This is a genomic window from Desulfatibacillum alkenivorans DSM 16219, from assembly GCF_900142135.1.
In the GTDB taxonomy this organism is placed as follows: Bacteria; Desulfobacterota; Desulfobacteria; order Desulfobacterales; family Desulfatibacillaceae; genus Desulfatibacillum; species Desulfatibacillum alkenivorans.
Window position 1 is genome coordinate 16448 of the sequence record NZ_FQZU01000023.1, and the last position, 22173, is coordinate 38620.

The 22173-nt window shown below is 55.9% G+C and carries 21 protein-coding genes; 18 read left to right on the forward strand and 3 right to left on the reverse strand.

Annotation, left to right across the window (positions count from 1 at the left end; translation table 11 throughout):
- Window positions 1-5: 5 nt before the first annotated feature.
- The 12 genes from BUE18_RS17035 to BUE18_RS17090 all read left to right on the forward strand — a co-directional run bounded on the left by BUE18_RS17035 (window position 6) and on the right by BUE18_RS17090 (window position 12132).
- Window positions 6-986 carry an NAD(P)-dependent oxidoreductase gene (locus BUE18_RS17035; protein ID WP_073477399.1) on the forward strand — a complete coding sequence of 327 codons (981 nt, stop codon included), beginning with the start codon at window positions 6-8 and terminating at the stop codon, window positions 984-986.
- A 53-nt stretch (window positions 987-1039) separates the two neighbouring features.
- Window positions 1040-1768: an acylneuraminate cytidylyltransferase family protein gene (locus BUE18_RS17040; RefSeq protein WP_073477400.1), complete on the forward strand. Its 729-nt coding sequence runs from the start codon at window positions 1040-1042 to the stop codon at window positions 1766-1768.
- A gap of 49 nt (window positions 1769-1817) precedes the next feature.
- Window positions 1818-2882 carry a class I SAM-dependent methyltransferase gene (locus tag BUE18_RS17045; protein ID WP_073477401.1) on the forward strand — a complete coding sequence of 355 codons (1065 nt, stop codon included), beginning with the start codon at window positions 1818-1820 and terminating at the stop codon, window positions 2880-2882.
- A 9-nt stretch (window positions 2883-2891) separates the two neighbouring features.
- Entirely contained in the window at window positions 2892-3917 is a 1026-nt protein-coding gene (locus BUE18_RS17050; RefSeq protein WP_083611099.1) for an N-acetylneuraminate synthase family protein, read from the forward strand.
- Between the two features lie 2 nt (window positions 3918-3919).
- Window positions 3920-5068: a UDP-N-acetylglucosamine 2-epimerase gene (neuC, locus tag BUE18_RS17055; RefSeq protein ID WP_073477453.1), complete on the forward strand. Its 1149-nt coding sequence runs from the start codon at window positions 3920-3922 to the stop codon at window positions 5066-5068.
- A gap of 16 nt (window positions 5069-5084) precedes the next feature.
- Window positions 5085-6467, forward strand: coding sequence for a surface carbohydrate biosynthesis protein (locus BUE18_RS17060; RefSeq protein ID WP_073477402.1), 1383 nt, complete (start codon window positions 5085-5087; stop codon window positions 6465-6467).
- 31 nt (window positions 6468-6498) lie between these two features.
- Window positions 6499-7239, forward strand: coding sequence for a class I SAM-dependent methyltransferase (locus BUE18_RS17065; protein WP_073477403.1), 741 nt, complete (start codon window positions 6499-6501; stop codon window positions 7237-7239).
- A 45-nt stretch (window positions 7240-7284) separates the two neighbouring features.
- On the forward strand, window positions 7285-8421 hold the full coding sequence (locus BUE18_RS17070) for a glycosyltransferase (RefSeq protein WP_170868394.1): 1137 nt from the start codon (window positions 7285-7287) through the stop codon (window positions 8419-8421).
- Between the two features lie 14 nt (window positions 8422-8435).
- Window positions 8436-9515: a polysaccharide biosynthesis protein gene (locus BUE18_RS17075; protein ID WP_073477404.1), complete on the forward strand. Its 1080-nt coding sequence runs from the start codon at window positions 8436-8438 to the stop codon at window positions 9513-9515.
- A gap of 38 nt (window positions 9516-9553) precedes the next feature.
- On the forward strand, window positions 9554-10702 hold the full coding sequence (locus BUE18_RS17080; protein WP_073477405.1) for an NAD-dependent epimerase/dehydratase family protein: 1149 nt from the start codon (window positions 9554-9556) through the stop codon (window positions 10700-10702).
- A 131-nt stretch (window positions 10703-10833) separates the two neighbouring features.
- The gene (locus BUE18_RS17085) at window positions 10834-11127 is read left to right on the forward strand and encodes an integration host factor subunit alpha (RefSeq protein ID WP_012610787.1); all 294 of its coding nucleotides are present in this window, start codon (window positions 10834-10836) and stop codon (window positions 11125-11127) included.
- A 54-nt stretch (window positions 11128-11181) separates the two neighbouring features.
- Window positions 11182-12132 (forward strand): UDP-glucuronic acid decarboxylase family protein, encoded by a 951-nt coding sequence (locus BUE18_RS17090; protein ID WP_073477456.1) that lies wholly within the window; start codon window positions 11182-11184, stop codon window positions 12130-12132.
- Between the two features lie 735 nt (window positions 12133-12867).
- Here the strand turns inward: BUE18_RS17090 and BUE18_RS17095 are convergent.
- Entirely contained in the window at window positions 12868-15330 is a 2463-nt protein-coding gene (locus BUE18_RS17095; protein ID WP_073477406.1) for a carboxypeptidase-like regulatory domain-containing protein, read from the reverse strand.
- 261 nt (window positions 15331-15591) lie between these two features.
- On the opposite strand from BUE18_RS17095, the gene BUE18_RS17100 reads away from it, so the two are divergent.
- The 6 genes from BUE18_RS17100 (at window position 15592) to BUE18_RS17125 (ending at window position 20267) form a co-directional block, all read left to right on the forward strand.
- The gene (locus tag BUE18_RS17100; protein WP_342039445.1) at window positions 15592-16893 is read left to right on the forward strand and encodes a CBS domain-containing protein; all 1302 of its coding nucleotides are present in this window, start codon (window positions 15592-15594) and stop codon (window positions 16891-16893) included.
- A gap of 124 nt (window positions 16894-17017) precedes the next feature.
- Window positions 17018-17467 carry a CBS domain-containing protein gene (locus tag BUE18_RS17105; RefSeq protein ID WP_073477407.1) on the forward strand — a complete coding sequence of 150 codons (450 nt, stop codon included), beginning with the start codon at window positions 17018-17020 and terminating at the stop codon, window positions 17465-17467.
- An 87-nt stretch (window positions 17468-17554) separates the two neighbouring features.
- Window positions 17555-18031 (forward strand): TspO/MBR family protein, encoded by a 477-nt coding sequence (locus BUE18_RS17110; protein ID WP_073477408.1) that lies wholly within the window; start codon window positions 17555-17557, stop codon window positions 18029-18031.
- A gap of 50 nt (window positions 18032-18081) precedes the next feature.
- Entirely contained in the window at window positions 18082-18456 is a 375-nt protein-coding gene (locus BUE18_RS17115; protein ID WP_073477409.1) for a pyridoxamine 5'-phosphate oxidase family protein, read from the forward strand.
- Between the two features lie 17 nt (window positions 18457-18473).
- Entirely contained in the window at window positions 18474-19709 is a 1236-nt protein-coding gene (locus BUE18_RS17120; RefSeq protein ID WP_073477410.1) for an NAD(P)/FAD-dependent oxidoreductase, read from the forward strand.
- Between the two features lie 135 nt (window positions 19710-19844).
- The gene (locus tag BUE18_RS17125) at window positions 19845-20267 is read left to right on the forward strand and encodes a GNAT family N-acetyltransferase (RefSeq protein ID WP_073477411.1); all 423 of its coding nucleotides are present in this window, start codon (window positions 19845-19847) and stop codon (window positions 20265-20267) included.
- Window positions 20268-20373: 106 nt separating this feature from the next.
- Here the strand turns inward: BUE18_RS17125 and BUE18_RS17130 are convergent, their stop codons facing one another.
- The gene (locus BUE18_RS17130; RefSeq protein WP_073477412.1) at window positions 20374-21459 is read right to left on the reverse strand and encodes a 4Fe-4S binding protein; all 1086 of its coding nucleotides are present in this window, start codon (window positions 21457-21459) and stop codon (window positions 20374-20376) included.
- A gap of 121 nt (window positions 21460-21580) precedes the next feature.
- The gene (locus BUE18_RS17135; RefSeq protein WP_073477413.1) at window positions 21581-21991 is read right to left on the reverse strand and encodes a MarR family winged helix-turn-helix transcriptional regulator; all 411 of its coding nucleotides are present in this window, start codon (window positions 21989-21991) and stop codon (window positions 21581-21583) included.
- Between the last annotated feature and the right edge of the window lie 182 nt (window positions 21992-22173).

Below are 22173 nucleotides of genomic sequence, written 5' to 3' on the forward strand. Positions count from 1 at the left end.
AATTTATGAGCCTGGATAACAACAAACCGGTTTTGGTCTACTACACCATGTTGAACTACGCCCCGGCGGCGGAAAAACTCATGACCGATAATTTTCGGGTGATCATCCTGGAAAACCCGGACGAACTCAAGCCCGTGGTCATGGATCGCGCCGAAGTGCTTCTGGCGCCCCTGGGCTATTACCTGGGCAGGGAGATCATGGACGCCTGCCCCAAGCTCAGGGCCATCGGCTCCAACACCACGGGCCATCCCCACATTGACGTGGATTACGCCCGGGAAAAAGGCGTCAAGGTGGTGACCCTCAAGGACCATCAGGACTTTCTGGACACCATCACCCCCACGGCCGAGCTCACCTGGGGCCTGATCATCGCCCTGACCCGCAACATCGTCCCCGGCTTCAAATCCGTGCTGGACGGCCAATGGGCCCGATGGCCCTTCGGCGGCAAGGCCATGCTCTCCCGCATGAGCCTGGGCGTGGCCGGTCTTGGCAGGCTGGGCAAGCTGGTGGCTTCCTACGGCGTTGCATTCGGCATGGACGTCAAGTATTACGATCCTTTCGTGGAAAAATCCCCGGTGGAGGGCGTGACAAGACTTTCCTCCATGGAATCGCTGGTGGAGAGCAGCGACATCGTGACGATTCACATCCCCCACGAGCCGGAAACCGAAAACCTGTTCTCCTCCGAAATGTTCGATAAATTCAAGGACGGCGCCTTTTTCGTCAACACCTCCCGGGGCGAGTTGGTGGATCACGACGCCTTGCTGAAAGCCCTGGAGTCCGGCAAGCTGGCCGGCGCGGCCGTGGACGTCCTGGACGGCGAGTTCGACCCGGATTTTGTGAACAAAGTCCTGGATCAACCTCTGGTGAAATACGCCCAAGAGCACGACAACCTGATCATCACTCCCCATATCGGCGGGTCCACCCTGGACGCATGGAGCCTGACCCAGGAATACACCATTGCCAAGATCATCGAGGGGCTGGGGCTGTAAATCGCCCCTAATGAAATTAATGGATGGATGGAAAGCGGCGAGGATATTTAAATATGAGTGAAGATTACGAAATTCTCGGACTCATCCCGGCGCGGGGCGGCTCCAAGTCCTTGCATAAAAAGAATATTGCATTGTTGGGCGGCCATCCCCTTTTAACCTGGGTGGCCCGGGCCGGAAAGCAATCCCAAAGCCTGTCGCGCATCCTGTGCTCCACGGACGACGAGGATATTGCCTCGGTTTGCCGTGAGCACGACATAGAAGTCGCCGAGCGTCCCCCTGAATTGGGCCAGGACGACACCCACATCGTAGACGTGATGGTGGACCTGGTCAAAACCCTGGAGGAAAGGGAGGGCTATCGCCCCAAGGCCGTGGCCCTGCTGCAGCCCACCTCGCCCTTTTTGCTGGCAGAGCATGTTGACGATTGCTGCCGGGCGCTCATGGCCGATCCCAAGGCCCATTCGGCCCAGACCATCAGCCGCTTTCCCTCCATTTTTCACGCCTTCAACCAAAGGATTATTGAGGACGAAGGCTACGTGCGCTTTCGCTACATGGAGGAGCGCAAGGTCTGCTACAACAAGCAGCGTAAGCCCGAGCATTTCATCCTGGGCAATTTCATCGTCACAACCACCGAGGCTTTGATTAACGAACGGGAAGTCTTCGCCCTGCCTTCCATACCCGTGGAGGTCCCCTATTCCTATGCCCTGGACGTGGACGGCCCCGAGGATTTTGAAACCGCTGAATGGTATTTGAAAAGCGGCAAGGTAAAGGGTTTTGATCTATAAATTATAAGGCGGATCGCGTCTTAACCCCTATGAAAGAATGAGGCGTTTCATGAAAGAAACGGATAAACAAAGCGCAAGCACTTACGATTTTGTGCAGCAAACCGGCCGGGACAAGTATTTCGCCGCCAGGGACAGGGAGATCGCCCTGCTTTCCGACGGCGCCGGCGGCATCAAGCCCGAGTTCGCTGAGCCCGTGGAAAAATGCCCGGTCTGCGGCTGCGGCCAAAGCGAGCTATGGTTCAAAAAGCAGGGCTTTGAATTCCGGCGCTGCAAAAACACGTCTGTATGCGGCCATATTTTCGGCAATCCCCAGATCAACGAAGACGCCCTGAACGACTGCTATCGCGGCGCGGGCGAAGGCGGCGAGTGCGCCGAGGTTTCCGCCAACGACCTGTGGATCGAGGTTCTGCTCTCCCAGGCCAACGCGTCATACGACAAAGGCAAGTACCAGCGCGGCATCGACGCCATGCAGACGGCTCTGGGAACGGACAAGCCGGGCCGGGTTCTGGATATCGGCTGCTCCATCGGCCATTTTCTGGCCCTGGCCAAGGAAGCCGGCTGGGACGCCGTGGGCCTGGAACTGAACGAAAAGGCCGTGGCTTATGCCACCAAGGAGCTTGGCCTGGACGTGCGCCCTCAGTTGCTGGACGAGGCCGGCTTCCCGCCCGAATCCTTTGATGTGGTCACCCTCTGGGGCGTTATCGAGCACTTGAAACGGCCTGTTGAGGTAATCAGCCAGATCGCCGAAATCCTCAAACCCGGCGGCATCCTCCTGACCTTTTGCCCCAACGGCGCCAGCATGGTCTGCCGGGTCCTGCGGGAGCACGCAGCCACGTTCGACGGCCGGAACCATCCCTCCTACTTCACGCCCCAAAGCATCAAGTACGTCATGGAGCAATCCGGGCTGGAAAATATAGCCATTTCCTTTCATCAGCCGGACCTGGACGCGGTGTTGAATTACCTGGAAGGCAGGGATCCTTACTTGCGGGATGAGCAGGAAAAAGGCCCTCTGCACGCATTCTTTTCCGGCGAAAACAGGCCCAAGGCCGAGGATTTCATCCGGGAAAACGGATACGGCTACAAGATGATGACCTTAAACAGAAAGCCGGTATAAGAGGGCGCCATGGCCTTTGAATTTGCCAATCAGTTTGAGATTGACGGACGCCCCGTGGGCGCCGGATGCCCGGTGTACATCATCGCCGAGGCGGGCGTGGCCCATTTCGGCAGTTTGAAAAAAGCCTATGACCTGGTGGATCTTGCCGTGGAAGCCGGAGCGGACGCCGTCAAGTTCCAGGTGTTTCAGGCGCGCAAACTCATCTCCAGCGCCTCCCGGGAATGGATCGACCGTTTGTCCTCCAGGGAGCTGCCTTACGATTCCTTTGTGAAAATCGCCCAATACTGCCGGGAAAAATGCATCACATTTTTCGCCACGGCCCACGACGAGCCCAGCCTGGACTTTTTGGATTCCCTGGAAACGCCTGTGTATAAAATCGGATCGGGCGAAGTGGAAAACTGGCCCTTTATCCGCAAGGTCGCCCAAAAGGGCAAGCCGGTGATTTTATCCACGGGCATGTACACGGAAGAGCAAATGCAAGAGGCCGTGGACATCTTCGCCAAGGCGGGCAACCCCCAACTGGCCGTGCTTCATTGCGTCACGGCCTATCCCACGGCGCCCCGGCTGATCAATCTCCGCGCTATCAAAGCCATTCAAGACATGGGCGTGATCGCCGGGTATTCGGACCACACCATGGGGTATCACATCCCTCTGGCCGCCGTGGCCATGGGCGCAGCCGTCATTGAAAAGCACATCACCCTGGATTACGACGTGCCCAACGCCCAGGACTGGAAAGTCTCCTGCGGGCCGGACGACCTGCATCTTTTTGTGGAGCAGGTCCGGGAGGTGGAGGAAAGCCTGGGCAGCGGGGCTAAAAGCCCCAATAAGGCCGAAAAGCAAAGCCTGGCCTGGGCCCGCAAAAGCATCGTCTCGGCCTGCGCCATCAGCGCCGGCCAGTGCATCACCGAAGACATGCTGGTGTGCAAAAGGCCCGGAACCGGCATTTCCCCCGCCGAATTTGAAAAGGTTCTGGGCAGGGAGGCGGCCGTTGACATCCGGGAAGACGAATTGATTACATGGGAGCAATTGCGTTGAAAATGAAACTATGCCTGGTCATCACTACGAGAGGCAATTACGCCAAGGTCAAGTCCATCATACAGGCCGCGGAAAACGACCCGGACGTGGAACTGCAGATCATCGTGGGGGGCGGCGCCATTCTGGCCAAGTACGGCAACATCGCCGATTCCCTCACAACCATGGGCGTGAACGTGGATCGGCGCATCCATTTTCTGGTGGAAGGCGAAACCCCGGTCACCATGGCCAAAAGCGCCGGCTTGGCCGTCAGCGAGTTCACTACGGCTTTTGAAAACCTCCAGCCGGACGTGGTCATGGTCATCGCAGACCGCTTCGAATGCCTGTCCATCGCCATGACCGCCTCGTACATGAATATCCCCGTGGCGCACATGGAAGGCGGCGAGGTTTCCGGCTCCATTGACGAAAGCATCCGCCACGCCATCACAAAACTCTCCCATGTGCATTTCCCCGCCACCCGGGAAGCCGCGGACCGCATCATCAGAATGGGCGAAGCGCCCGAAACCGTGTTCCCCGTGGGCGCCACCAGTCTGGACGTCATCGCCGGCCTGGATCTGGACAACCTGCAGCCGATTATGGAAAAGCAGGTTTCCGCAGGCGTGGGCGCCCGGGTGGACCTTGCCCAGCCTTATTTGACGGTCATCCAGCATCCGGTCACCACCGAGTACGCCGAAAATCTGGAGCACGTCAACCAGACCCTGAACGCCATCCACGAGCTGGGCATGGGAACTATATGGATCTGGCCCAATATGGACGCGGGATCGGACGGCATATCCAAAGGCATCCGGATTTTTCGCGAGAAGCACGTGGACGCGCCCATGCACTTTTTCAAAAGCCTGCCCATCGAACATTACGCGCCCCTGCTTAAAAACGCCAAGGCCATTGTGGGCAATTCCTCCAGCGGCATTCGCGAGGCCGCCTTTCTGGGAACCCCCTGCGTGAACATCGGCTCCCGCCAGTCAGGCCGGGACCGGAGCAGCAACATTATCGACGTAGGCTACGACAAAGCCGAGATCAAAGCCGCCATCCAAAAACAGCTGGACCACGGCCGGTACGAAGAAAATCACATGTGGGGAGACGGCAAGGCCGGCCCGAAGATTTTGGAGATTTTAAAAACCTTTGATTTTACTATCCAAAAACGGATTTGCTATTAGGAGCGCCGCCTTTTTTATGCAAGACAAGCCGTACATATTCTTACCCGTTGAAACCAAAGTGCGGGAACTGCATTCCAAAACCTTGCTTGCCTGTTATGCGGCGGAAGCCGGGTTCTCCGTTGTATTGGGCCAGCAGGCGGAGCTTTTACGCCGCATTAAATTTCTTCCCGCCGGCATCTATGTGGAAAAGGGCGTGGCCCCCATGAAAGCGCCGGGAGTTCGCCTTCTAAAGGATCTTGGCCATAAGGTCGCCGCCTGGTGTGAAGAGGGGCTGGTCATTGTGGATCAGGAAACCTACGCCAGGGACCGGGTTTCGGAGGAAGTGTTCTCCATGCTGGATGCTTTTTACGCCTGGGGCGAGGTCCAAGCGGGCGCCATTGCCCTGAAAATGGGGGATCAGACTGAAAAGACCGTAATCGCCGGCAATCCCCGGTTTGATCTGTTGCGGGAGCCGTATCGGATTATTTTTGAAAAGGACGCTCAAGATATCCGATCCCGGCATGGCGAATTTTTGCTTGTGAACACCAACTTCGGCCTGTTCAATAATTTTTTTGGGCGGGATTATTTTGTGGAAAATCTCATGCGCCGCTATGGGCGCATTCAAGGCCCGGAGCACGAAGCCTTTCTGAAAGAATGGGTGGCCCATGTAGGCAGGGTTTTCGAGGCGTACAAGGCCTTTTTGCCGGCTCTCAGCAAAGCGTTTCCGAACCTGAAAATCGTCCTGCGGCCCCATCCGTCGGAAAATCACGAAGAATGGAAAGAGGCCGCCCGCGGCTTGTCCAATGTAGAGGTCATCCACCAAGGCAATGTCATCCCCTGGATATTGGCTTCCAGGGTCCTGGTGCATAATTCATGCACCACAGGAGTGGAATCCTATATACTCGGCAAACCCGTAGTCGCATATCGGCCGGTGCTTTCTCCCGTCTATGAGTATGAGTTGCCCAAAGCCGTCAGCATCTCCGCTTTTTCCCAAGAAGAAACAATTCAGGTGATCCAAGATTGTCTGGATGACAAACTCAAGACGGCGCCTGAGATCGCCGTGGGCCGAAAATACGCGAGAAACATTGACGGGCCGTACTCCTGCGAGACCATCGTCGAGTCATTAAAAGCTCTTGCCCAAGAAAGGCGTCCGGAATCTTATGGGGCCTTAAAAGCCGCCAGGGCGCGTTTGTCCTGGATAGCCAAAGACGGTTTGTATGGCGCAAAGGTAATGGTCAATAATCTGATCGGCCGCAAGGGAGAGTATCAGGAGTACGAAAAACAAAAAACCGGAGTCATCAAACACAAGGAAGTGGAGGATATTATTCGCGCGTTCGCTCAATCTTCCGGGCTGTTTTCCTCCGTTCATGCAAAAACGCTCAATGGCGCTAAGATGTGTCTGAAGATTACAAAAGACTAACCGGCTGCGGAGGGCCTGCAGGAAAATGGATATGAGAGAAGTTAATAATAAAACGGGTCTTTTTCTGGAAACTATGGTCCGGCAGGGATTGTATGCGCATCCGAAAAGGCTGCAGTTCAAGATGAACAGGCTATTCCGGGATATTGATTTTCACGGCAAGCGAGTTTTGGACATAGGGGCCGGGGCGGGGCTATATACCTTTTATGCAGCCTGTCAGGGCGCGAAAGAAGTGGTCTCCATCGAACCGGAAGCAGACGGAAGCACCACCGGAGTGACGGAAAAGTTTTATTTTCTGCAACGGCAATTAGGCCTGGAAAACGTCACGCACAAGGCCGCGACTCTCCAGGATTTTGAAGCGGACGGCCGCGTCTTTGACGTCATCATGCTGTACGACTCTATCAACCACTTGGACGAAAACGCCTGCATTCATTTGCTGGAAGACCAGGAATCCTGGAATATTTATAAGAACTTATGTTCTAAGATTTTCCATATGGCCGGGCCGGGCGCAAAAATTATTGCCTGTGATTGCGGCAGAAACAATTTTTTCGATAAGATAAATATCACCAATCCTTTTGCGCCCTCCATAGAATGGCATAAGCACCAGAATCCTGAAACCTGGGTCAGGCTTCTAGCGGGCGCGGGTTTTACAAACCCAATTGTGCGTTGGCATCCCCCAAACATTTTGGGCGCCTTGGGCGACTCCCTGCTGGGAAATTCTGCGGCGGCCTATTTTTTTACTAGTCATTTTCAATTGAATATGGAAGCGTCCTGAGGCAGAGTGGGAAACTCCATAAGACATAAAACGGATAAAATTCGTTTGCTATTATTGGCCAGCGCCCTGGACGCCGGAGGCGCCGAACGGCAACTGGTCGCTTTGGCCAAAGCCCTGGACAAAGACGCCTTTGAGGTGACTGTCTGCCTTTTTTACGAACGCGGCCCTTTGCTCAAGGACCTGGAAAACCAGCCGGGAATCGATATTTTTCTGTTGAATAAAAAAGGCCGGTGGGATCTGTTTTCCGCCTGCGCCCGACTCATCAAGGAGTTTCGCCGCCGCCGCATCCAGGCGGTGTACTCTTTTTTGCCCGGCCCCAATATCTATGCAATCCCCTGCGCCAGGCTGGCCGGCGGAGTCAAAGTGATCTGGGGCGTCCGGGCCTCGGACAAGGACTTGAACAGTGCGGGCTGGTTCGCCCGCATGTTTTATTTTGTGGAAAAAAGCCTGTCCGGCTTTCCCCATCTGATCGTCTCCAACTCCCAGGCCGGAGCGGCCGACGTCATAGCCCGGGGATTTCCCCAGGCCAAGGTGGAGGTGATCCACAACGGTATCGACGCAGCCAGGTTCGTAAAAAACGCGCAAAAGGGCAGGGTGCTGCGGGAAAAATGGGGCGCGCCCGAGGGCTGCACCGTGTTCGGCGTGGTCGCTTCCTTAAGGCCCATGAAAGGCCATCGATATTTCCTGGAGGCGGCACAACTCGTTTCAAAACAAGAAGATGACGTGCGCTTTGTGTGCGTGGGCCCCAAGCCCGGCCCGGCCCGGCGGGAGTTTGAAGACCTGGCCGTCCGGCTGGACGTGGCCGGCAAAGTGATCTGGGCCGGCCCTCACTCGGACATGCCGGCCGTCTACGGCGCTTTGGACGTCCTGGTGTCCTCCTCGGTGGAGCACGAAGGCTTTTCCAATTCCATCGGCGAGGCCATGAGCTGCTCGCTTCCCTGCGTGGTCACGGACGTGGGAGACTCCGCCCTTATTGTGGGGGATTGCGGGATTGCCGTTCCGCCCCGAGACTCGGAAAAACTGGCCCGGGGCATGCTGGAAATCAGGAAGCGCATTGCAATTGAACCTGATTTATGTCAAAAAAACAGGTCAAGAATTCAGGATAATTTCGATGTGAGCTTACTGGCCGACAGGACCGCCCAGGCCGTTCGCAAAGTCCTGGGCAAGGACGAAAGCCGGTAAGAAAGGGTAGTTGCATGGAGTCATTCCTTAAAGGAAAGAGGGTGTTGGTCACCGGAGCCTGCGGCACGGTGGGTTCGGAACTGGTGCGCCAGTTGTTGGAAGAGCATCAGGTGGAGGAGCTGATCGGCCTGGACAACAACGAAAGCGAGTTGTTTTTCCTGGAGCAGCGTTTTCAGAAGAACGCCAACGGCCGTTTTTTTCTGGCCGACGTCCGGGACGAACACAAGCTGGCCCGCAAGATGCGCGGCGTCCACGTTGTTTTTCATTCCGCAGCCTTCAAGCACGTGATCCTCTGCGAAAAATCCCCCTTTGAAGCGGTCCGCACCAATATCATGGGCGTGCAGAACATCATCACGGCCGCGGCCGACAACAAGGTGGAGCGGGTCATCTTCACCAGTTCGGATAAAGCCGTAAACCCCACCAACGTCATGGGCACTTCCAAGCTCATGGGCGAACGCCTCATGACCGCTGCCGACTCCAACTCCCGGGACGGCGGCCCCATTTATGCCTCCACCCGTTTCGGCAATGTGCTCGGCTCCCGGGGATCGGTCATCCCCATATTCCGGGAGCAAATCCGCAAGGGCGGCCCCGTCACCCTGACCGATCCCGGCATGACCCGCTTTATCATGAGCCTGCCCCAGGCCGTGCAGCTGGTGATCGACTCCGCCTCCCTGGCTTGCGGCGGCGAGGTCTTTGTCACAAAAATGCCCTCCATCAAAATCAGCGATCTGGCCCAGGTGATGATCGACGAACTGGCCGCAGAATTCGGCCGCGATCCCCAGTCCATCGAGATAGCAAACATAGGCATCAAGCCCGGCGAGAAAATGTACGAGGAATTGATGAGCCACGAGGAAACCCGCAGAGTGTGGGAGCTTCCCAAGTACTTTGCGGTGCTGCCGGCGTTCACCTCCTTGTATCGCGAGGTTTCCTACGATTACCCCCAGGTGGCGGGTAAAACAGTGGACAACCCTTATAACTCAGGCATCGAGGAAAACATGAGCCGGGAAGCCCTGGCCGCCTTTTTAAAGGAAAACAACCTGCTATTTGAAGGCGATAAGGGGAAAGAGCACCCGAGTCAGCGTTATTTTCCCTAAAAAGCATCTACATACAGATTGAATATACGGAGCGACTCATGCGCGTTTTGATTTTAGGAGGAGACGGATATCTTGGATGGCCCACGGCCATGCAGCTTTCGGCCCTGGGCCACGAAGTGGCCGTGGTGGACAACTACCTGCGCCGGAACATCTGCCGCGAGATGGACGTCCGCCCCTTGTTTGAAGTCCCCTCCCTGGACGAACGGGCCGCAATCTGGAAGGAAAAATCCGGCAGGGACGTAAAAGTCTTCATAGGCGACCTTATGGATTGGAGCTTTACCGCCGAGGTGTTTGAAAAAATCAAGCCCGAAACGGTCATCCATTACGCCGAGCAGCCTTCCGCGCCCTATTCCATGGCTAGCCGCCGGGCCGCAACCCTGACCCTGAAAAACAACCTGGAGGCCACGGCCAACACGATTTTTGCGGTGCGCGAGTTCGCCCGGGACGCCCATATCGTCAAAATCGGCACCATGGGCGAGTACGGCACTCCCAATATCGACATTGAAGAAGGCTGGATCGACATCGAGCACAAAGGCCGGTCCCAGAAGTTTTTGTACCCCCGCCAGGCCAGCAGCCTGTACCACACCACCAAGATCATGGACACGGACATGCTCTGGTTTTACGTGCGCATGTGGGGCCTCAGGGTGACGGACCTCATGCAAGGGCCGGTCTACGGCCTGATAACGGATGAGAGTCAGGACGACGAGCGGCTGTTTCCGTTTTTCAACTACGACGAGTTGTTCGGCACGGTCCTCAACCGGTTCATCGTCCAGGCCGTGGTGGGCTACCCTTTGACCGTGTATGGCTCCGGCGGCCAGACAAGGGGCTATTTGAACATCAAGGACACCCTGAACTGCGTCCGGCTGTCTTTGGAAAATCCGCCAGAAAGACCGGACCTGCGCATCTTCAATCAGTTCACGGAGACTTTTTCGGTGAATGAACTGGCGGAAAAAGTGCAGCGGGTCGGCAAGTCTCTGGGGCTGGACGTGGAGGTCAAATCCGTGCCCAATCCGCGCAAGGAGGCGGAGGAGCATTATTATAATCCGTCGCACACGGGGCTTTTGGATTTGGGCCTTGAGCCAAATTTTTTAACAGATGATGTCATGGCGCAAATGATGGAAGTTGTCATGAAGCATAAGCACAATATTTACCGCGATTCCATTTTCCGGGGCGTCAAATGGGATTAATTTCAGGCCCCTGGATGTGCAAATCTTCTTGACAAGATGATTTTTCAACGGTATCGTTGATCCATCGTTGGACAAATGCTTGATAATTTTTGATAAACCAAGAGTATTGCGTTAACGGGAGCACCTTGCCAATGGCACTTACCAAAGCTCAGATAGTGGAGGAAATCCACAACCAGTTAGGTCTTCCAGCAAAACAATGCGCCACCATGGTAGAGGACCTCCTTGAAATCATCAAGTCTTCCCTGGAAAACGGTGACGATGTGTTGATTTCCGGTTTCGGAAAATTTCGCGTGCGCGACAAATCGCAACGCCGGGGAAGGAATCCTGCCACTGGCGACAGCATCATCCTTGACGCCAGGAAGGTGGTTACCTTCACCTGTTCCGGGGTCCTTCGGGATCGCATTAATTCCAACGAAAAGGGGTAGTCTGCCCCGGGCAGGGCCTGTCATTTAGTCTCCGCTCGTTTTTTGTACGCAATTATGAATCTGCCCAAGAAAGTTTTGGTCACTGGCGGAGCCGGGTTTTTAGGATCCCACCTGTGCGAGCGCTTGCTGAATGACTCCTGTGAAGTCCTGTGCGTGGACAATTTTTTCACGGGCTCCCGGCAAAACGTCCTGCATTTGATGGATAACCCCCGTTTCGAGCTCCTTCGTCACGATATCACCTTTCCCTTATACGTGCATGTGGATGAAATTTACAACCTGGCCTGTCCGGCCTCGCCCATCCATTATCAAAACGACCCGGTCATGACCACCCGGGTGAACGTGCACGGCGCCATCAACATGCTGGGGTTGGCCAAAAGAGTGTCTGCGAAGATATTCCAGGCGTCCACCTCCGAGGTGTACGGCGATCCTGAAATCCATCCCCAGCCTGAATCCTATTGGGGCCACGTGAATTGCGTGGGGCCCCGTTCGTGCTATGACGAAGGAAAACGCTGCGCCGAAACCCTGTTTTTCGACTATTACAGAGAACACGGCCTGAAGATCAAGGTGGCCCGCATCTTCAATACCTACGGCCCCCATATGCATCCCCAGGACGGCAGGGTGGTTTCCAATTTCATCATGCAAGCCTTGCGGAACGAGCCTATCACCGTGTACGGCGACGGCTCCCAAACCCGTTCGTTCTGCTATGTGGACGACCTGGTGGAAGGCTTTATCCGCCTCATGAATTCCTCCGACGAAGTGACCGGCCCCATGAACCTGGGCAACCCCGGGGAATTCACCATTCTGGAACTGGCGGAAAAGGTCATATCAATCATTGGCTCCTCCTCCAAAATTTCCTTTTTGGACCTGCCTGCGGACGACCCGAAACAGCGCAAGCCGGACATCACCCTTGCGAAAGAGGTTCTGGACTGGGAGCCCAAAATCCGCTTGGAGCAGGGCTTGCTAAAGACCATCGCCTATTTTGACAATCTGCTTTCCAGCTCCTGATTCTTTTTTTAAAAAATGAGAATAAAAAAAGCCGGCCCTGTTTTTCAAGGCCGGCTTTTGCTTTCGTTATTATTGTACACATTGAGCGATTTCTGTTGGGTTTGAAGTCCGCGCAGGTTTTCGCCGTGGGATGCTCAACGCAGGACTTCTTAACCCATGCGGCAAGGTTGGGTAGAGCCCCGCGAAACCCAACAAATAGCGGCGCCAGAATGTTCCAAGCGCTTCTTTCCGCACCGGCGCGCTCCCCCGTCCCGGCCGCCTCAGGAGCATTAGCGCGGCCGGGGACGGCTCCAACGCGAATGGGCTGGCGGAAACCGAGTTTGATTTTGGAAAGGGCGGCCCAGGCACGGTTTTTATTTGCCTGGGGCCGGAGGCCAAAAGGTGCGGCCGGGAATGATTATTGGAATTGGGATGGATGGGCGGTCTGACGGTCTTGGTCGAGTTCCTTTTGTTGGGTTTCGTTTGAATCCCTCCAGGCTTCGAGCTTCCCTAATAGCAGATTCAACCGAAGGGCCTTTTTAATGCCGTACATACTCTACCCAACCTACGGTCTTTATGGATAAAACGTAGGTTAGGCAGAGCATGCGAAACCCAACAAGATCTTGAGGTTACGCTGGTTAGTCTTTATCTGCATCCCTGCAAAGGCTCCACTTGATATGACCGTTCGGAAGCGGAGCCCCAGCATCCTTTGGTTCATGCAGCGCCCGTGAGGATGGGCCTGCTTGCTTAATTCCGCTATGCGCCGGCCCTTTTTCTGCGTCTGGTCATCAGCGCCAGGCATCCGGCAAGAAAAAGAGAGGCCGCGCCCAGGACGGCCCGGGTCTTTGCAGGCTGTTTTTCAAGGGATTCCACAAAGCATCCCCATAATTCATAGCGCTCAAATTCAGCCCACTTGTATGATCCCGCTCCCTTATACGTGGTTCCCTCCGACCCGCCGATTCCGTAGTAAGAAAAGCTGTCGGCCCTAAAGGTGACCCATCCGGTCTCTCCGTCGCCCAGGTAGTCGATGGCCAGGATGTCCGAGAGGGGCAGGTCATGGGCGTATGCCGTGGCCAGGTCAGCTCGGCTTACGCCTCTGCGCACATAATAGATGCCCGATTCAAAATCCCCAATATCCACGGTCAGCAGGTCAAAGGGGAGCGTCATGATGGCGCCGTAATCCCCTACGAGTTCGGCATTGCCATTGCCGTTGATGTCCGAACTCGTGCTGACGGTGGCCTCAAGCAGCCTCAAAGACCCGTTTGCGTAATTGCCGTAGCCATCCAAATAGTTGGCATCCTCCTTGCTCAAGGGCGTTTTTTCGGAGGTCATGGATATCTTCACGGTGCTTGTGCCGGTCAGCACAGAGGTGTCCGTGAACCCTGGACGCATGTCCGCCTGAAAACGCAGCTCATCGTCCGAGTTTCTGATTTCAAAAGCCACGCCGCCCAAGTACGTGGGGGCGGCCAGCACTTGGGGCGCTGGGCCTGAGGTCTGGACGATGGGCGCCAATTCCGCCTCTGCCACTTTATATTCCAACGGGGTTGCGGTTCCGTCCACGGTGGCTGTAGGCGGCAGATACTCCTGCATGTCCATGTCCATCTGGAAGGGAAGCTGGAGGCCGTCGGCCGGAAGCTCGGCGATGCGGAAGATCTGGGCGGCCGAGTAATTTTGCGTATAGGCAATTAGCGAATAGCTTTGGCCAAGCGGCGCCTCGCCGGGAATGTCCAGGCGATAGGGTTGCGTGGTCAGCGTATTGGCGTAAACCACCTTGGTTTCGGCGATCACCTCTGCAGGGCTTTGGCCGTAATCCACCAGCGAAACGGTCACAATAGCTCCGTCCTCCAGGTTGCCGGTTCCCGGCGTGTAATCCAGGTTTCCGTAAATGTAGTTTTGCGCGTCCGCCGCTTCCAGGGTTATGCTTCCCCCCTCGTTGTCAAAGGATGCGGAGGTGAACAGCTTGGAGGCGAATCCGGGCGCATCGGCCTGAAAGTAGTATTTTTGCCCTTTAAGAAGGCTGAAGTTGAAGGCTCCGTCCGCTCCGGTGACATATTGGGCCTGGTATTGCTCGGGCGCAATCAGCAGGATTTCCGCGCCGTTTACGGGGTTCTTGCTTTCGTCCACTATCACCCCTTCTATGGCCGATCTGAGACGGATGGTGATGGGCCCGAGCCACACGTCGTAGATGTTGGTTTCGTAATTTCCGACGCTGTAGATCAGTTCCTCGCTGGCGTTGCCCCGAATCCAGAAGCTGTTGGCCGAAGTGGGAGCCGTGGGCGGATGGTAGGTGATGACCAGGGAGCCGGATATGGGGGCGTTTCCGTTATCCAGGGTGATGCGTCCATATTCCGCGGGCAATCCTGTATACTCCGTGGAGCTTTCCGTGTTTTCAGCCATGATCTTGAAGGAATAGGTCATGGTGATGGGGTCGCCCGTGTCCGGGTCGCGGATGTAGTCCCCCGTCTCCGGATCGATGGGATGGGTGGGGGCGCCGGTTAGGGTGTAGGTGACCGGCGGGCTGTTTTCCTCCAGAAAAAAGTGTTCGCCGTCCAGCCACGCGAATTCGTAAAGCTCCACATTGTCCCGGCCTTCCGCCTCTTCCAGGGCCGCGCCGGTCAGGGAGTCGTCGATCACGCGTTTAAGCTGGTCGGAAACCCAGGCAGTATGGATGCCCGCAAATTCTCCGGTGGAAGGCGCCACAAATTCAAAGGGATCTGCAGCGGCAACGCCGGTGATGACCGACTCAACCTGCAGGTTTGGGCCGATCACCGTCCATGTGTAGGGGGCCAAGCCGCTGGAAGCGGTCATTTCTTCGGTCAGGCCCGGGTAGTAGATAAGCCCGATTTCTTCCTTGTCCTCCAGCACCACATGGGGGTAGACGTTTACAAACTCCATACTTTGAGCGCCGGAGCCGTCCGCCGCCGTCCAGACAATGATGTATTGGTCGTACGCCGAGGAAATGGATTTAGGCAAACGCCAGTACACGGTGGAGGCTGTCTCATCCGCACCCAGGACCGCGGTTCCGTCTTCGTCGGAGTAGATTCTTGTGGTGGCCGGGCCTTCGCTGTACCAGGTTCCCGGCGCGTCCGCGATCACGGTGATGAGCTGTCCAACGCGGGCTTCACTTGGGCTGTATATAATGCCCGCCCAGGCTTGGGACGAAAAGAGGGTAAGGCAAAGGACAAACAAAACGCCGGTGAGTTTCGCCTTTTTTTTCATGTGCACTCTTCTTTTTTTACAGGTTGATTATGGTCCGGAATCGCGGCATCCACCCTGATAACCGCTATCGCCGCCGCCCAAGGCAAGGCCTATATAACCAGGAGCGGAGGTTTTTATAATGATTCCAATTTTATATGACAGGCATCCATGTTTTGCAAGGATTTTTTGTATTTTTCGGCAATAGCCAAAAAGGTTGTGCACCCAACTGGGGGGTGGTATTATTCGTCAGTGTAAGCAGTTCCCACCCTGCAAAAGGAGAGTATGTTGGATATCGCCACCACGCACAATTCTTCCGACTTTGACGCATTGGCCTCCCTGGTCGCCGCCGGAATTTTGTATCCGGGAGCCGATCTGGTCCTGCCCACCCGGGTGAATCCGAACATCCAGGCTTTTCTGTCCATCCACAAAGATCTTTTTGAAATCAAAAGTTTCAAGGACGTGGATGTGAACGCCGTTACCCGATTGATCGTGGTGGACGTGAATCAGTGGAAGCGGCTGGAGCGCTTGAGTACGTTGTCCTCCAGGGAGGATTTGGAAGTGCACATCTGGGACCATCACATGGTTCCTTCGGACATGAAGGCTTCCAAGGTGGTTCAGGAGCCCCTGGGCGCGTGCACCACGCTTTTGATTGAGGAAATCAAAAGGCAAAACCTGGAAATTTCGCCCATGCAGGCCACCCTGTTTTTGGCCGGAATTTATGAAGATACCGGCAACCTTGCCTTTCCGTCCACCACCGCGCGGGACGCCATGGCCGTGGCCTATCTGCTCTCCCATCAGGCGGATTTGAACGTGCTGGAGAACTTCCTCAGGCCGGCTTACGGCGTCAAACAAAAGGACGTGCTCTTTGAAATGCTCCAAAAGGCCGAACGCATTAAGGTGGGCGGCCATCGGGTGAGCATTTGCGAAATGGAAATCACCGGCCACACCCACGGCCTGTCCCTGGTGGTCCATATGTATCGGGACATCCTGAACGTGGACGCGGCTTTCGGCATATTTAACGACGCGGAAAAGGGCCGCTGCATTGTCATCGCCCGAAGCGGCGTAGACAGCATGGACGTGGGCCAGATCATGCGCATCATGGGCGGCGGCGGACATCCGGCGGCGGCTTCCGCCATGCTTCGGGACGTCAATCCCATCGGCGTGAAAGAATGGATTCTGGAGTTGATCCGCGAAAATCAGCGCTCCACGATATTAATCGGAGATCTCATGTCCTTTCCCGTGGAAACCATCGACGCCAAAACCAGCATGAAGGATACGGCCGAAATCCTGAAAAAAAGAGCCATCTCCGGCATGCCGGTCACCGAAGAAGGCAAGCTGGTGGGCGTGATTTCCAGGCGGGACGTAAACAAAATCAAAAAGCAGTCCCAATGGCGCGCTCCGGTCAAAGCCTTTATGTCCACGGACATGATCACCGCGCCCCCCCATATGAGTGTGCCCAAGGCCGCCAGAATCATGGTCAAGCACGACGTGGGCAGGCTGCCCGTGGTGGACGACGGCGAGTTGATCGGCATATTCACCCGGTCCGACGCCATGCTGTATTATTACGACCTGCTGCCGGAATAGAATATGGGGTCAAATCTACGTTTGACGTTTGAGTTCAATCCCCTTATTCCACCGGAAGCTAATTTGGGTTCAAAGGGCTTAGATTAACCGCCTCGATATTTAATTTAATGCAAAGGAGTCCTCTGTGCAAAAAGTCAGCGACATCATGACCACTGAAGTTATTTCCTTTAAGCCGGATACGGACATCTCGGAAGCGGCGAAGCAATTGCTGGAAAACAGGATCAACGGCGCCCCCGTCGTGGACGAGGACGGCAAAGTAGTGGGCATCCTCTGCCAGAGCGACCTCATCGTTCAGCAAAAGCGTTTTCCCGTGCCTTCCTTTTTCACGCTCCTGGACAGCGTCATCCCCCTGGTTTCCCAAAAGCATTTTGAAAAGGAAATGGAAAAAATGGCCGCCTTCAAGGTCTCCCAGGCCATGACCGAAAAACCGGTGGTTGTCTCGCCGGACACCTCCCTGGAAGACGTAGCCGCCCTCATGGTGGATAAAAAACTCCACACCCTGCCGGTGGTGGATAGCGGCAAGCTGGTCGGCGTCGTGGGCAAGGAGGACATTCTGCGCACGCTCATGCCGTAATACCCCCTCATATTTTGAAGATGTACGGCGCACGGCCGCAACCGCCCGCGCAGTCAAGGGCAAACCGGACATGAGGTTTTATCGACTATGAAAAAAAGCAATCTCATAGCGCTCCTTGTCGTATCGGCCGCAGTGGGGGCAACAGCCTTGTTCGGGGGGCTTTTCACCGGCCCCAATGTGGCGCCCATGTTTCAGGATGTCCGAAAGCCTGCCTGGGCGCCTCCGGGCTGGCTTTTTGGGCCGGTTTGGACCTTGCTATACATCCTGATGATCGTTGCAGGGCGGCAGGTTTGGGTGGCAATGTCCTCCCAAAACGTCCGGACGCCTTTGACGCTGTTTTTTGTGCAGCTTGTTTTCAACGGGCTCTGGACCCTGATATATTTTGAACTCCGGATGCCCTGGCTGGCCTTTTTTGAAATCATGGTTCTTTTGGGTCTTATTTTGGCTTGTATCAGGACCTTTTGGAGCGTCTCCCGCGCAGCCTCTTTATGCATGGCGCCCTACGCATTGTGGGTGGGCTTCGCCGCAGCGCTGAACTTCAGCATAGCGATAATGAATCCATAGAGCGCCGGCCGCTCCGGATAACATGAACCTCAAAACCTAGGAGTGATACTATGGAAGACATGAAAGCATATTTTACGGAAAACAAAGGCGTTGGCGTTCTATCCACCTCCGGAAAAAGCGGCGAGGTCAACGGCGCCGTCTTTTCCCGGCCCCATTGCATGGAGGACGGGACCATCGCTTTAATTATGCCGGAGAGGCTGACCTACGCCAACCTGTCGGAGAACCCGAACGCCCATTATTTGTTTTTGCAGGAAGGTCCGGGGTACAAGGGGAAAAGGCTGGTTCTGACAAAGGTCGCCGAGGAGCAGGATACGGAAAGGCTGTATGAACTCAGAAGGCGGGAGGGGGAAAAAGACCCGGAAAATCCTCGCCATCTGGTCTTTTTCCGGGTGGAAAAGGAACTGCCCCTGGTGGGCGCCAAATAGCGGGAAAGGCGACGGCCATGGAAATATTACGGCGCAAAAAGCGGCCCCGCGTCTTGATCGTGGGGGCCAATTTTGGAGGCTTGTCTGCTGCAAAATCCCTGCCCGGGAGCTTTCGCGCCACGGTTCTGGATCCATGGCCGTACTTTGAGTTTTCGCCCAATATCCATGAACTGGTCAGCAGGATCAAGTCGCCCCGGGACCTCAGGCTTTCCAAACGGAAAATCGTCGAAGCCGCAGGGCATCGATTTGTGCAGGACAGGGCCGCAACCTGGCGGCCTGAAGAAAACTGCGTCAGGACGGAGAGCGGCTTGGAAATTCCTTACGATTATGCTGTTTGCGCTGTCGGAGGCGTTTCCAACTTTTTTAACACGCCCGGCGCCCGGGAAATCGCATTCGACTTCAAAAGCGTGGAAAACTGCCATGCCATCGGGAAAACCCTGGCTGCGAATATGAGGTCAGGAAAACCATGCTCCATAGTCATTGCGGGAGGGGGCATTGAAGGCGTTGAAGCTCTGGGCGAGGTGCTTCGCCGATACGGCGATAAGCCGGGGACAGCCGTTCATCTGGTGGAAGGGAGGGACAGGGTTCTGTCGTTCGGGCCTCCGGGGCTTCATGACGCAGTGGTTGGCGGATGCCGGACCATGCCGGTGTTATTTCATATGGGAACATCCGTTAAAAGGGTCGCAAAAAATGCCGTTGAACTCTCCAACGGCGAAACCATTCCGGCTGATATGACCATATGGACAGGCGGGGTCAAGCCCCTCAAGGACCTGGCGCCTTGGGGGCTGGCCAATGAATCCGGCCAATGGGCGCCCGTGAATGAATTCCTTCAAAGCCCGATGCACCCTGAAATTTTTGTCGCGGGCGATTCCGCAGGCCTGATAACCCCCCTGGGCAAGCAGGCGTACCATGCCATGGACATGGGCGTATGCGCCGCGCAAAATATCATCAGGCTTTCAAAGGGCGGAAGTCCAAGAAAATTTAAACCCTCGCCAAAACCAACCCTTGTCGCCTTCGGCGCCCTGGACGCGTTTTTGGTCGCGGAGTCCATTACGCTCGCAGGCCCGGCCTTGTCATTCGCCAAAGAGGCCGTGTACCAAAACGCCATGCACCGGTTCGATCCGGCCTGGAAACCGGCCCGGGCCGCCCATACGGCGGCGCGCCTGACCAGGGCGGGATTAAACAAAGCCCTGTCTTATGCCTTGTCTCCCAAGGACTTGATTCAATTGGGAAATTTTCGGGTTATCCGGTAGTTTTCCAAGCAAGGCCCGCGTTGGAAGCCTGAACCGGGCGCCAGGCCCCAAACGTAAAACCTAGATTCGACCCCATGGCTTTTCGGCGTACGGGCATGGGCCGGTTCTATGCTCAGTCATCCATAGGGATAAACCATGATCAGACCCATGAAATCATCCGACATGGACGCGGTGCTGACAATCTGGCTGGAGGCGTCCATAGAATCGCATGACTTTGCGGGCCGCGATTTTTGGGAGTCCAGGCTGGAGGATATGCGGAATATTTATCTTCCGGCTTCCAAGACCTATGTTTTTGTGGAAGACGTCGGCGTCAAAGGATTCGTCTCTCTCCATCAGGACGTTTTGGCGGCCCTGTTCGTCTCTCCAAAGGAGCAGGGCAGGGGGATCGGCGGCCTTTTAATGGACAAGGCCAAATCCCTCAGAAACAGGCTGCGCCTTTCCGTGTATAAAGAGAACCAAAAAAGCGTCCGGTTTTACGAAAAACGCGGCTTTATCGCCGTCCGGGAGCAAAAGGACCAACACACAGGGCGCCCGGAAATTGTGATGACCTTCCATTGACGAGTCCCCAGGCGCCGCTGTGGAGCGGTGGGCCAGCCTGCGTTTGACGCTTGACGGGCTTAAACGCGTCTCAAACGTCAAACGTAGACTTGACCCCATTGTTGGGTCAGGCGCCTGCAAGGCTTGCTTTATAGGCCTCCTTCATGGCCTTGGCGTTTTCCGGCGGGGGCGCAAATCCCGGTTTGCTGACCATGGAGATCGCCTCCACAGGGCAGCCCGTTGCGCAGGCCGCGCAGCCGAAGCAGAGGTCCAAATCCGCCTCCGGAAGGTCCTCATCGCCCATGGAAAGGGCTTGAGGAGGACACCGGTCAATGCAGGTTTCGCACGCCGTGCATAAATCCGGATCGAACTTGGGCTCAAAGCCCGAGTTGAAAAACACGCCCGGCTTGGGCTTGGCCATGGCGGACTTCACCGCCACGCAGTGCCAACGGTCGCAGTTGCACAAAAAGTCTATCCCGTCCGCCATGTTCTGGCTCATGTGGATGAGTCCGGCTTCCTCGGCGCGTTTCAGCACCTCCATGGCCTCTTCCCTGTTGACCTTGCGGGCGTTCATGCGCTGGATGGCAAACTGGGCGTTCACGCCGAACTGCATGCACACGTCCATGGGCATGCCGTGTGTGTCCTCCCCCCGGAGCATGGCGGCGTGGCGGCAATAGCATGTGCTGACTGCGATGTCTTCGTTCTGCTCAATGACGGTCTTTACCTGATCGTAGGTGTGAACCGTATTTCCTCCTTCGATGGCCTGGTCCACGGTGATAACCCGAAACACGGGGAATTCATTGTCAGGCGGCTGGGTCCGGGCGTCGCAAGCGGTTTCATAGTCGTGGATGAGCCTGGCGATGCGCTTGTCCCGGTCCGACACCCTGCCGGACATGAACTGGAACTCCAGGATGCCGGGCATGAACCGGGCGCTCTGATAAAACTGGACGCCTCCCATTTTGACGGCCACGCAGGTTCCCTTGTCCGCCATGGACTCCAAAAGGGCCTCCACCTCAGAGGCCTCCCTTCCCATGGATTCGGCCAGGCCGGCGGCCTGGAAGGGGCCGCGGGGCATGGCGTTGTTCACGGCCGCCTCTTCCGGGGTGAAAAGCTCCTCCACCAGGGCGAAGAACTCCGGGATGTCCATCCCTGCGTATTTGCCGCCGCGTTTTTTCATCACTTCCAGCAGTTCATGATAAACAGGATCGCTCATTTTCAGGCTCCTTCCGTGGTTTGAAAGTTTTGGGTGGTCTGCCAGTCTTGGGCTATGCTTCCGGTCCGGCTTGCCTTGGTCCGGGGGATATCTCGCATACGAAGTAATCGCGCAAAAAAAATCACTGCGCAAGATCCTCCAGCATCCTCCGGAGCAGCATTTTCTCCTCCACACGGAATGAGGCAAGCACTTTTTCGTTAAGGCTTTCCACCATGCCGTCCAGCGCCGTCTTTTGCTCCATGGCTTGCTCCGTGGGGTGGATCTCCAGGACGCGCCGGTCCTTGGCGGATGTATTTTTGACGACCCAGCCCCGCTCGATCAGGCGTTCCAGAATCCCGGACAAGGTGGCGCTGTCAATGTGCAGGCGCTGTCCGATTTCGCCTGACGAAAGCCCCGGCTCTTCGAACACGGCCTGCAGGACGAGGCATTGGATGGGCGTAAGCCCCAATTCCGCGGCGCCGCTTTTGAACTCCGCGTGAACCCTTTGGTATGCCTTGGCCATTTGAAACATGATGCAGTCTTTATAATGCATAGCTTCCTCTGCGTCTCCCTTGCATCAGGGGGCGTAATACTTTGTATACAAGATTATTGGGGCCTTAGGTCAAGAAATTTTTTACAGGCAGGGAATCCCGCCTTTCGCGTATAGAGCCATTTTTAAAAAGCGGCCCGCCGGAGGCGTAACGTTAATCCGTTTTCCCTTCGCCGGAGGAGCGC